This window comes from Pseudoalteromonas luteoviolacea (assembly GCF_021654285.1).
Lineage (GTDB): Bacteria > Pseudomonadota > Gammaproteobacteria > Enterobacterales > Alteromonadaceae > Pseudoalteromonas > Pseudoalteromonas luteoviolacea_J.
This window is the reverse complement of sequence record NZ_JAKFZS010000024.1, coordinates 15,861-27,903: the sequence shown is the minus strand read 5'-3', so window position 1 is coordinate 27,903 and position 12,043 is coordinate 15,861. Positions and strand designations below refer to the sequence as shown.

At 43.3% G+C, this 12,043-nt stretch carries 8 protein-coding genes and 1 other RNA gene; 3 read left to right on the top strand and 6 right to left on the bottom strand.

Annotation, left to right across the window (positions count from 1 at the left end):
• Positions 1-190: 190 nt before the first annotated feature.
• A non-coding RNA gene (ssrS, locus tag L1077_RS19840) (6S RNA) lies at positions 191-373 on the top strand.
• Positions 374-483: 110 nt separating this feature from the next.
• On the opposite strand, the gene L1077_RS19835 is transcribed toward ssrS, so the two are convergent.
• From L1077_RS19835 to zntR, 3 genes are all read right to left on the bottom strand, one after another.
• Entirely contained in the window at positions 484-1,581 is a 1,098-nt protein-coding gene (locus L1077_RS19835) for a 1-acyl-sn-glycerol-3-phosphate acyltransferase (protein WP_237138648.1), read from the bottom strand.
• A gap of 94 nt (positions 1,582-1,675) precedes the next feature.
• A complete protein-coding gene (locus L1077_RS19830) occupies positions 1,676-3,157 on the bottom strand; it encodes an SO_0444 family Cu/Zn efflux transporter (protein ID WP_237138647.1) in 1,482 nt (493 codons plus the stop codon).
• A complete protein-coding gene (gene zntR, locus L1077_RS19825) occupies positions 3,141-3,557 on the bottom strand; it encodes a Zn(2+)-responsive transcriptional regulator (RefSeq protein ID WP_063362582.1) in 417 nt (138 codons plus the stop codon). Before zntR ends, L1077_RS19830 begins: the two co-directional genes overlap by 17 nt.
• Before the next feature lie 289 nt (positions 3,558-3,846).
• Between zntR and L1077_RS19820 the strand changes: the two genes are divergently transcribed.
• Both L1077_RS19820 and L1077_RS19815 read left to right on the top strand, forming a co-directional pair.
• Positions 3,847-4,794 carry a D-2-hydroxyacid dehydrogenase gene (locus L1077_RS19820; RefSeq protein ID WP_237138646.1) on the top strand — a complete coding sequence of 316 codons (948 nt, stop codon included), beginning with the start codon at positions 3,847-3,849 and terminating at the stop codon, positions 4,792-4,794.
• A 234-nt stretch (positions 4,795-5,028) separates the two neighbouring features.
• Positions 5,029-5,391 (top strand): DUF3192 domain-containing protein, encoded by a 363-nt coding sequence (locus tag L1077_RS19815; protein WP_237138645.1) that lies wholly within the window; start codon positions 5,029-5,031, stop codon positions 5,389-5,391.
• A 54-nt stretch (positions 5,392-5,445) separates the two neighbouring features.
• Here L1077_RS19815 and L1077_RS19810 read toward each other — a convergent pair whose 3' ends face one another.
• The 3 genes from L1077_RS19810 to L1077_RS19800 form a co-directional block, all read right to left on the bottom strand.
• The gene (locus L1077_RS19810; protein WP_211035705.1) at positions 5,446-6,348 is read right to left on the bottom strand and encodes a diguanylate cyclase domain-containing protein; all 903 of its coding nucleotides are present in this window, start codon (positions 6,346-6,348) and stop codon (positions 5,446-5,448) included.
• On the bottom strand, positions 6,349-10,089 hold the full coding sequence (locus L1077_RS19805) for a hybrid sensor histidine kinase/response regulator (protein ID WP_237138644.1): 3,741 nt from the start codon (positions 10,087-10,089) through the stop codon (positions 6,349-6,351).
• A gap of 150 nt (positions 10,090-10,239) precedes the next feature.
• Positions 10,240-11,640, bottom strand: a complete 1,401-nt coding sequence (locus L1077_RS19800) for a PhoH family protein (protein WP_237138643.1) — start codon at positions 11,638-11,640, stop codon at positions 10,240-10,242.
• Positions 11,641-12,043 lie beyond the last annotated feature (403 nt).

Genomic DNA, 12,043 nt, shown 5'->3' with positions numbered 1-12,043 from the left:
GAAAAAACCCGTCTTTGGCTGGGCTAAAATACCGTATTGGTTTACTCAATTTATAAAGTGGATATCTGCTGTGTATGGAAAAAAAGCAAAAGCTGCACAGACAATACTCAGCAGGTGAATTAGCCAGCAAATAAGTAAGATTTTTTCATTTTAAGGTTTAAGCATTCGATGTTGTCTTATATACTGAAGGTGTTCCCTAGCTCGCTGGACCGTGGATTATGTCCCTGAGCCGATAAACTTTTTTTAGGAATGCAGTTTATCCACTTTTGCGCAAGCTTGGCATGTACCGAGAAGCCTACGGTGGGTTGTTGCCTTCCGCCTTGAACCTTAGGGTTCAAGGACTTATATCCGCATCCACGCAGCCGGGGACACCTTTCATACCTATCGAACCGCCCACTTATTCCTTTGCGTTACCGCAGTTAGAAAAATAAAAAACCCACAGAACATAGTCCCATGGGCTTATCAGTCGTATTTAGCTATCGTTTATATTGTCGATTTTCGCTTCACAGGCTGCGCATACATAGACAAAACAAACTCTTTTAGTTCATTTGGCAGCGTTTCAATACTTTGATTAAAGCGCGCTGTTTCTTCACTGCTGCTGTTTGTTTTATCGCCCGCCGCTAAATAATTGCTTGAATGCAGATAGTAATTATCAATAATTTGCTTATCGATGATCTGCGCCAGCTCCTCAGGGGTGTCAAAATCATCCTCAATCGGCGTACCAAATGCAACGTGCACGTTTCCTTTGTCTGCACTAAAGCCATCAATGATGCTCTTGATGTCTTCGCCTTCTTCCTTTTGATATTCACCAAATTGCTGTTTATGGTAAAGCTCCTTGGCTTTAGCTAACGCACATGGCTCATATTGATAAGAGATAGAAACAGGTACCACTTTAAGTTTGCGCACATAATCAGCAAATGGCTCTTTCAAACGTCGCCCTTGCAACTGCAACATTTTCAGCAAGGCAGGATCGGTATAATCAATGCCATCTTTGGCACGGCCTTCTTTTTGCGCAATCCAAATAGAATTACCTGATTGCAATGAATCATAGATATAACCAGACAACTGAGATAGCGCTTTGAGCATTTCTTTTGGCGCTTTTGCTGAACGTTTAACAATGAAACTCTTGTTTAAACGCATCAGCTCAGTGATATAGGGTACTTGCAACAAGTTATCGCCAATCGCGATACGCACTGTCGGCAAATTATTCTGGTGCAATCCCCAATTTACCAATGCTGGGTCGAGTACAATATCTCGGTGATTTGAGATAAATAAATACGCAGCGTCTTTATCTAAACGGTCGAGTCCCGAATAGGTTACTTTTGACGTGGTACGCTCAACCAACATAGATAAGTACTGCGCCACCTCATTTTGTACAGCGTCAACATTATTAACCGTCTTCCATTTAGACTTTAGTTTTGCCTTCACCAAAGGTCTGCTAATCGCAGAAAAGGCTGCAAGCCACTTTGGTAAGTTATGCTCGGCAATCACATCTAAAAATTGCTCATCGGCCAATAACCTCGCTAGGGCTGCGGGCACTTCATCATCATTATATGGTCTGATATCTGCGTATTTATCCACTAAATTACTCTTACTGATCTGGGCGTATGACAAAAAAACGGCTCATTCTATCTCGCTCTTTATTCGGATGCTAAGAATATCAAGTCTGACCACACTAAGCGGCCCGGCGTTTCATAACATCTATTGCAAACAAGCGTAACATAAGCATCACCAACACAAGCGCCATAAGCTGGCTCATCCAGCTAGGAAGCAGTTGATGTTCATGTCCTGCCATAGCTGACACTTCAAAGCCAAAGTGAGAGACTAGGTAATCCGTTAAAAATCCAAACACAATCGCGACGCCAATGACAGCCGTGATATAGGCAACAACAGCGCGGCGCCCAAGCTCTTTTGCAACAACACCTATGGTAGCGACATTGGTTGCCGGACCTGCCAGCATAAACACCAACACAGCACCAGGAGACACCCCTGCCAACAGTAAACCTGCGGCGATGGGCGTCGATGCCGTGGCACAAATGTACATGGGAATGCTGATCAAAATAACCACTATCATGGCTAAAATGCCATCTCCCCACTGTGCTAAAAATGCGGTGGGCACAAATGTTTGGACTAATGCTGCGAAGAATATACCAATTAAAAGCCAAACCATAGTATCAGATAACAGCTTGTTACAACTAAATTTTACTGCTTGCCAAAGTTGACTCAGCAAACTGTTTTCACGCTTAGCTTTGGAAGAACAGCAAGTGCTCACTTCTGGCTCGAATTTTTTATTCTCAGATGCACAGCAACTTACTGGTTCACGTTCAAGTTTTGGCGCAACGACAGGCTCTTTACTACAGCAAGAAGCGTTATTCTCACTCTCATCTAAACTCTCAGGTTGTGTCGCACATGAAGAAGCCGCTACTTGAAGCTCTTTAGCGCAGCAAGAAGTCTTATTTACATCCTCACCTAAACTCTTAGGTTGTGTCGCACATGAAAAAGCCGCTACTTGAGGTTCTTTAGCGCAGCAAGAAGTCTTATTTACATCCTCACCTAAACTCTTAGGTTGTGTCGCACATGAAGAAGCGGCTACTTGAGGCTCTTCAGCACAGCAAGAGGCCTTATTATCATCCTCATCCAAATTTTTAGGCTGAGACGCACATGACGAGGCAGCTACTTGAGACGCTTTAGCACAGCAACTAGATTGATTGGCAGAAGGGCTTTCTGATGCCTCTTTACCGGCTTCATCTTGACCATCTTGAGCATCTCGACCAACTAGCACCCCAGCAGTAATGGCACTGGTTACCGCGGCAATGGGCCTGATAATCGCCATAAATGGCCCAAGTAACGCATAAGACACTGAAATTGAATCCACACCCGTTTCTGGTGTTGATACCAAAAATGCAGTAGTTGCACTTTTAGATCCCCCCGCACGCCTTAGTCCAATGGCAGCCGGAATGACACCACAAGAGCACAGCGGCATCGGCGCGCCAATAAGCGCCGCTTTAATTGTGGTCCAAAGCCCTTCTTTACCTAGATGACGCTGTAAAAAGTCTTTCGGAATAAATACATTTAACAGCCCAGCCAACAATAACCCTAGCATGAGCCAAGGTGCAGAAATCACAAATAACTGCCAAAAATTACTGATGAATGTCATCTAAATCCTCCAATGCGGTCAAAATTGAGCACGTATTTGCAGGTTCATCGCCACCACAACATTGGCTTGCCAATAACGTTAATGAGCGCTCAAACATACTCAATTGTGCAATCTTTTCTCTTACCCAATCGCGCTTTTGTAATGTAAGTGTTTTTACCTCTTCGCAGCTGTGCATTTGCTTTTCAATTTTAATACTCAGTAATTCATGAATATCCTTAAGATTGAATCCAACTTCCTTGGCGCGCACTATAAAGCGCATTCTATCGACAGCTTGCTTATCATATAGACGATAACCAGCTGCACTTCTTTCACTGGCAGTCAATAATCCTTGCTGCTCATAATATCTTAACGTGTCAGTCGACACGCCCAAGAGCTTAGCTAATTGTCCTATTCGAAACATCGTCATTGCTTTCCAACTAAGTATTAAAACCAACCAGCAAACCGGTTTTATCCCACCTGTATTCATCGCCATATTTAATAAAATTTAAGCGCTAAAAGTGATACACTGGTGTTTGCAATTTGCTGAACATACACAAATGAACTCTGCAAATGGTGCTGTAAAGTAGAGATCTTTAATCCGCCTTGTTCAAAAAAGGCCTAAAATCCAACATCACCGTTTCGTCAAATTCATCACTAATACAGAGTATAAACCTTGGAGTTTACTCCAAAGTCAATAACGAGATAAAAATATGAACATTGTTGTTTTGGATGCTGCTACTTTGGCAGGTGTCGATCTTTCTCCACTGCACGCTTTTGGTACAGTGACTACCTATGAATATACCCAGCCAAGTGAAGTTGACAGCCGTATCCAGCAAGCAAACATCATTATCTCAAACAAAGTACAATTAAATGCCACGCATTTTGCCATTGCCCCTGCTTTGAAATTGATTTGCGTTGCCGCGACGGGCACCAATAACATTGACTTGGTCGCCGCAAAAGACGCCGGTATTGCGGTTACCAATGTAGCAGGATACTCAACGCCATCTGTAGTTCAGCATACCTTTACCTTACTTGGTAATTTAATGAGTAATATTCATAGATATGCTGCTGATACCAAGCAAGGCGCTTGGCAAAACAGCAAGATGTTTTGTCGCTTAGACTACAGCATTAATGACATTGCAGGTAAAAACTTCGTGATTGTTGGCTATGGCAACCTCGGCCAAGCAACCGCTAAAGTCGCAGAGGCGTTTGGTGCAAAAGTCATTATTGCTGAACGCCCAAACAGCAAGGCGACACGCAGCGGCAGAGTAACGTTTGAAGAAGCCATGCAAATAGCCGATATCGTCTCGATACACTGCCCGCTTACCCCCCAAACGGAAAACTTATTCAATGCACAGACGCTCGCCCTTTTGCCTAAACATGCCATTTTGATTAATACAGCCCGTGGCGGTATCGTCAATGAGCAAGCCCTTGCAGACGCGCTTGCAGCAAACCAAATTGCTGCCGCTGGCGTCGATGTACTGTCCATTGAACCAGCAACCACAGATAATCCGCTGATCACATACCAAGGTGATAACCTCATGCTTACCCCGCATACAGCCTGGGCCAGCCATGAGTCTATTACGCGCCTAATACAGGGTATTGCAGACAACATCACCAGTTTCTTAGACGGTGGCCAGCACAACCGCGTCGTGTAATCTCACACCTTTCCTGCAAATAAAGCCACTTCATATTCAAGTGGCTTTATTCACTACATATTGTTCATTATTGTTATTTATTAGTGAAAACTAACACAACCCGAAACATCAAAAACCCGCAAACCATTGTTTTTATTAAACAAAAAATTCTGGCAAAGCAATTGCAACCTCTAAGCTAAGTAAAGAATAAAGAGCTTGATGATGGGTCACACATCAGGTCATGAGGATAACAAAATGAAAAAACTACTTGTCGCTACTGCGCTTTTGAGCACAACTTTATTATCTGGCTGTATCGTTGCTGTTTCTGATGGTGAAGCACGCCACCACAGCGCCTGGAATAGCACGCACAAAGAAAACAGAGTAAAGATCAGTAAACTTGAACTAGGCACAAGTTACCAAGCAGTCACCGGTAAATTTGGTACACCTGACTTTAATGAAGCTGTTTCTAAAGATGGTCACACTTATCAAGTGCTTTATTTCGCCACCAACAGAAAGCACTCTGATGGTCAAATTACCAAAGATGAGTGCACGCCACTGGTGTTTAAAGATGATCAGCTTATCGGTTTCGGTCAGGCCGCGGTAGACAATTACCTATAAACAGATTTGACATACTTCCCTACTTAAAGCCGCATTATGCGGCTTTTTTCTTAGTCAGCGGCTCACTAAAACAACCCGCTCTTGCTGATGATGTGCTTGTAGTAGAGCTTCATCTGCTAACTCCAAGCTGTCATTTTGATCACCAGAAAAGTCCTCATGTACATGCACCACCCCCATACTGATGGTCACATGTGCGCAAATCGGTGAACTCGGGTGTGGAATAGACAACGCATCGACAGCCTGATGCATGGCCGATGCCAATGACATGGCTTGATCTGCACTGCGCTTATTCATCAAAGCAACAAAGCGCACGCCATCGTATCTTGCAACAAACCCTTCTACTTTCTGCGTCATGCTTTGCAACACTTTCGCTATTTTAACCAAGCACTCATCGCCCGCACTAAACCCGCAGCTATCGTTATATTCTTTAAAATAATCGATATCTACGAGCAAAATAGACAGTGGAACTTGCTGGTCACGACTTTGATACCAAAGCTGAGCTAAAGTCTCATCAAGGGCTCTGCGGTTAGGGACCTCAGTTAAGCCATCAATATTGGCCAAACGCTCAAGTAAATCATTTTTTTGCTTAATCGCTAAATGTATTTTCACCCGAGCTTTGACGATATTGGGGCTAAATGGTTTCACAATATAGTCAACTGCGCCAAGCAATAGCCCTCTCGCTTCATCTTGATAGCTGTTGCTCGCTGAGATAACAATCACGGGAATTTGATAACAGCTTGGATCAGCCTTAAGTTGCAGTAAAAAATCGAGCCCTTCATCATCAGGCATGAGGATATCAACAATGATCAAATCAATTTGTGTTTGTAGTAGCCGTTCAAACGCCTTGTCGCTGTTAGCACAGCTGATCACCAAGTGCTCATCAGATAACGTATTTTCAAGCACAACACGATTGAGAGGATCCCCATCTAACACTAATATATTGGCCGATTTTTGCATTTAACTTCCTTTTGTTTCCAATAAAATAAACTGCTGAGCTTGGCGGATAAGTATGATCAGCTCATCTCTCAAAGAGGCATTTTGCGGTATCACACCTTGATACTCCACTGGTGCATTCACAGCAGTGTCTAAACGAGAATTCGCTTCTACCAATTTGGCATACTCGGCCAAGCGTGTTAACCCTATGCCTGCGGATGCGCCTTTGATGCTATGTGCAATATCTGCCAACTGCTGGTTACTCTCTATTGCGAGTAGTTCACTCACATATTCATCACATAGTTTAGCAAACTTATTCAACATTGTTTTTACCAGACTAGGGTTGTTCATCAACTGCGTCATTGCAAAGGCTTTATCAAAAACACATGGCTGAGTGCCTACATAAGGCAATAATGCTGAACACAGGTCTTGAGGAGAGATAGGCTTCACCAAAAAAGCATTCACACCATGCTTAAACGCTTTTTCCTTTTCATGCTCATGTGCATTCGCCGTCAAGGCAATAATGGGGAGGTCCTTTTTACTTAACTCTTTGCGCAATAACTCAGTCGCTTGGTAACCATCAATGTGCGGCATATAAATATCCATAAGCACCATATCTGGCTGAAGGGCCTGGCATATCTGTACTATATCCTGTGCACTTGAAAGCGCTACGACAACCGCCCCATGCTGCTCCAATACCGTTTTTGAGATATCTAGATTCAACGCGTTATCATCCACTACCAAACAAAGCGAATTTGCCAGACGTGTTTGACCTTCAACTTCTGTGATACCTTGCTCAAACGGTGCCAAACACAAAGACTGGTAAAACATATGCTGCGGTATCTTTAGGGTATTCAGTGGTGCTTGAAGCGCTGACGCCAATTTTAAATCACTCGGTACCACCAACCCTAAACAGTTCTCAGGCGCGATATCGCTAAAATGATGGCACAAATAGCTCATTTCCTCAGTATCATCACATGCGATATAAGCAAACTTATTCAACTGTGTCAGCGCTTCTCCAAAATTAGCAAAGCAAGTAATGTGATAATGACTTAGATAATCCGGAGGCTGATGTGTCGATATCAAACATATCGTATCTTGATTGGTCATGTGAGTGCGGTTTTGCGTTTGTAGCATAAGCTCAAACTCAAAATTACTGCCAACGCCTTCCTCACTGTGGATCTCAATTTTCCCACCTAACAGCGTTACTTGCTGTTTTACAATCGCCAAGCCCAGACCAATCCCTTCATACTCTCTTGAACTTGACTCGTTACCCTGCGTAAAGGCATCAAATAATCGTGCTTGCTCGTCTTCTTTAATACCGGGACCGGTGTCAAAAACAGAGAAAGACAGCCACTGCTCTCCTTCTTTGCTCCATTTAGACTCAACCCTTAAGCCAACTTCACCACGTTGCGTAAACTTAACGGCATTCCCCATCAGATTAACCAAGATTTGCTTAATACGCGCTTCATCGCCAATGAACTCAGGCCAAACATTTGCTGCAACTTGGAGGTTCAGTGTTAATCCCTTGGCATCACTTAGTGGTTGGATCAAGGCATTTAAGCTATTCATTAAACTCAATATAGTGAAAGGTTTATTACGTACTTTGGTACGACCGCTCTCCAAACGAGCAAAACTCAATATATCACTGAGCATAGTCAACAATTGTTTTGCGGCGGTTTCGATATGGATTAATTTCTCACTGTCTTGCGGCTGTGTCAGACTCGGTTTTAATATCCCAACTAACCCGAGAATCGCATTGAGCGGTGTGCGGATCTCATGACTAATATTGGCAATAAAGCGGCTTTTTGCTCTATTGGCACGCTCGGCTTCTATTTTTGCCTTGGTCAAGGCAGTGACATTTTGTACATGGATCACAAAGTATTTAGGCTGTTTTTGCTTATCCCATACTAAGGATACACTCAATTGCAACCACAAAGATGACTCGCTTTGTGACAAGCTAAGCACTTTAACGCCCTTTCGCTCTTCAAGTAATTGATCTAGTACCCCATTGAGCGTCTCTAACTCCCCTTGAGCAAAAAGCGTACTTAAAGGCTGACCGGTTTCAACTCCGCCCAATAGCTTACGCACAGCACGATTAAACTCTAAAACCATTGCATCAGTAGACACAAGTAAAATGCCATTGGGTGCATGCTTAATCGCCGCTTTAAAGTTTTGCTCCGAAGCCCGAAGCGCATTCATCGCTTGCTGCTGCTCGCTGATATCGCGGGCAATCCCCAAACTACCTATTCTGCTTCCCTGCTCATCAAACAACGGAGACACACTCACTAAATAGGCCTTGTCATCAAATTCTAAGATCTCAGTCAATGGAATACTATGGCTCTCCATAGCCTGCTCAAGATCCAACAGCGCTAGGTACTTTTGACTCACCTCTTGGTGCTCTTTGGCAACCAGATCACTTTGCACTACCCCAATAAAGCGCTCAAATGCTTGGTTACACCCGATAAATGAACCATCAATGTTTTTAAAATAAATCAGGTCGGGTACTGAATTAAGCACGGTATTTAGCAGCGCAGCTTGACGCTCCTTGGCTTCAAAGCTTCGTGACAGCGCTTTTTTCTGTCGCTGTACTTGCTCATCCAACCGTGCATTATGTGTTTCCATTTGTTCAATCAGTGCTTGCCTTTGCACCACAACATCTTTGATCTCTTTAAACCAAGGCTGCCAATCCACTGGTACAGAATAATCAAGCGTTTCTGAGTCGACTCCATCCTGCTTCGTTAGATAATGAACAAAATGTTTAAGCGGACGAATAAAAACCTGCCCGTTAAGCCATAAAAAGGAGCAAAAAGTAAATACAATAAATAGGGCTAAGAAACTAAGTTCAACCATGACCTCTTCGAAAATAGCAGCAGTAAACGCATCTTCAGTTTGCTGAAATCTAAGTACATAAGGTGCATTTTGGATATCCCCGGTCAACTCAATACCACCTCGCCATACTCGAGCACGCTCAGGAGAGTAAGACTTTAACAAGCCCGCTGGCGAGCTACTTTGCACCAGCACTTGCTCATTGTCATCCACCAGCGCCAGTGCTCCACCATCAAAGGTCAATTTATCTAATAAAGCCGTTACTTTTTCAGCGTTGTAAATCAGAATAATATGAGATTTTCCGCCACTGTTAATTGGCTGAGCAATGCTGAAGTAGGTATTACCAAATAGCCTAGCTTGCTTGCTATCTGGGTTACTCAAGACGCCCTTTCTGGGACTAAAACGCCCTTCGACAATGGCAGTTAATAGATGACTTTGTGTTTCATCTCGGCGTTTAACGAATGCAAAGCCATGCTCATTAAAATAGGCCACCGCCTCTAACTCACTGATCAATGCTAACGCCGTATCAAAACTCGGACCCAGCGCCATCACATGCAACCAATGTTCTAGCACACGGGGAGATGCTTTGTACGTCCCCAGCCCAACCAGCTCCCCACCTTGTTCTGGCAAGCGATGATAATAGTAACCTAATTGCTGACGCACCTGTTGCTGGACATCACGACTTAGTTGGTATTTGATGGGAGTATCTAATCCGCGTTTAATACTTCCGATAACTGTGCTTGCGGCACTGGCAGCTTGATCAACTTGCGCCAATACCGCAGCAAACTGCACCTGGTAAACGGCGTACTGACGCTCTAACTTAATATTGAATAAATGAAAACACAGTACAATGGCGAGAATTAAAGGAATTAATAACGCAACACAGATAGATTTTCGATAAGTTTTGAGTGGCTGAAACTCTGACATAATGTCCATTCAATGGCCTGTATTAGTTCTTTCCATCTTTTTTTGAAAGGTTAGCGAGCAGTGTTCAGATAAGCAAGTGATTCACATCGTAACCCCCCTATTTGTAAATGAAAAACCAGTGTATATCGAATACACTGGTTGATATTTACAGGCTACATATTACAAGTTTTCTTCAGCAAATGAGGCCAATCGACTTCTAACAACCCCATTGAGATTGATGGTCGCACTGCCCTCAAAGTCTTTAAATCGCTCCACGATATAAGTTAGCCCCGAGGTCACTGGCGTTAAGTAATTACTGTCTATTTGCGCCAAGTTACCTGTGCAGATAAGCTTGGTCCCCTCACCGCAGCGCGTAATGATGGTTTTAAGCTGTGAAGCCGTTAAATTTTGGCTCTCATCTAAAATCACCACCGCGTTTTGAATACTACGACCACGCATAAAGTTAACCGACTTAAACTGAATATTGGCCTTTTCCATAATGTAATTACGGCTCGATATTGGGCTTTCGTCATGTTTATGCAGCACCTCCAACGTATCTGTAATGGCTGCCAACCAAGGTGCCATTTTCTCTTCCTCGGTGCCGGGTAAAAAGCCAATACTTTCTGCGATTTCAGGGGTATTTCGCGTCACGATCACCTTGTCATATATGCCCTTTTCGATGATCATTTCAAGGGCGCTGGCCAATGCCAATAGCGTTTTACCGCAACCGGCAGGACCGGTTAATACCACCAGCTCAATGTTAGGGTCTAACAGTGCATCCAGTGCCATCCCTTGATATACATTTTTGGGCTTAACGCCCCAAGCTTGCTGATGCAGTAACCGCTCGACACTGATGTCTTTTAACGTCACATGTGCTTCATCATATCCCACTACACGTGCCGCAAAGTGCTCCCCGCCATCAAGAAGGTATTCGTTATAAAATACCTCTGGCATCCGAGATTTTGGTACTTTGTGTAAACTGTATCTCCCTTGCTGCTCAGTTTGGCACTCACCCACACTTGCCCAAAAGTCTCCCTCAAATTTGTTATACCCTGAGGTCAGTAAGTTAATGTCATCAATGAGTTGATCTGTTCGGTAGTCTTCCACAAACTTCAGCCCTACCCCCTTTGCTTTGAGGCGCATATTGATGTCTTTGGTTACCAAGGTTACTTTCTTTTCTGTGTATTGTTTTTGAAGTTGTAGCGCACAGTTGATAATACTGTGGTCGTTTTCATTACCAGGTAGTCCAGAAATACTATCTGGATACAAATGGTCGTTTACGATGATGAGCTTGCCACTGCTGGCAGGTTTATTGGGGTCACGCTGTACTTTTGGTAAATCAACGCCCTCTAGCATTTGCTCTGGAGTCGCATTGGTCAGAACATCATCCAAACTTCTAATAGCAACTCTTGCATCTCGACTTACATCACGTTTTCTATCTTTGATGTGGTCAAGTTCTTCTAACACGGTCATGGGGATCACAACATCATGTTCTTGGAAGGAAAGGTAAGCGAGGGGTTCGTGAAGTAAAACGTTGGTGTCTAGTACATAAATTTTCCGGTCGAGGTCATCTTTTCCCATAGTGCATTCCTATTCGTCTGCAATTTCTATGATTGAACTGTGTATTGCTCGCCACACAATACATCGCTCTAACTTAATTTTAGTCTATTTGTCACAAAAGTCGTTTTCATGACAAAAAACCTTTTGCCGAAATGTCCCTTTTTATTTCCACACTCCCCCTGTACCACTTTTTTTAATGATTCAATTCGTATATTTTATCTCCAATAATAGTGATGTTTGACTATGCTTAATAGCCACTATTGCACAATAAAAAACAATCAACGGTGAGCAAACAACGAATATGAATCAGTTATCTTGTAAAACCCACGCAATACCACGCTGTAAGGCACATTTATTGTGTTTTTACAATCTTGAACAAGGCTTTGCTTCTCGGTAACATAGCCGCCTTTTTTCTGCGAAGATG

Coding starts and splice junctions, on each gene's coding strand:
- L1077_RS19830 (WP_237138647.1), bottom strand. CDS start 3,157: ATGACATTCATCAGTAATTTTTGGCAGTTATTTGTGATTTCTGCACCT.
- zntR (WP_063362582.1), bottom strand. CDS start 3,557: ATGTTTCGAATAGGACAATTAGCTAAGCTCTTGGGCGTGTCGACTGAC.
- L1077_RS19820 (WP_237138646.1), top strand. CDS start 3,847: ATGAACATTGTTGTTTTGGATGCTGCTACTTTGGCAGGTGTCGATCTT.
- L1077_RS19815 (WP_237138645.1), top strand. CDS start 5,029: ATGAAAAAACTACTTGTCGCTACTGCGCTTTTGAGCACAACTTTATTA.
- L1077_RS19810 (WP_211035705.1), bottom strand. CDS start 6,348: ATGCAAAAATCGGCCAATATATTAGTGTTAGATGGGGATCCTCTCAAT.
- L1077_RS19805 (WP_237138644.1), bottom strand. CDS start 10,089: ATGGACATTATGTCAGAGTTTCAGCCACTCAAAACTTATCGAAAATCT.
- L1077_RS19800 (WP_237138643.1), bottom strand. CDS start 11,640: ATGGGAAAAGATGACCTCGACCGGAAAATTTATGTACTAGACACCAAC.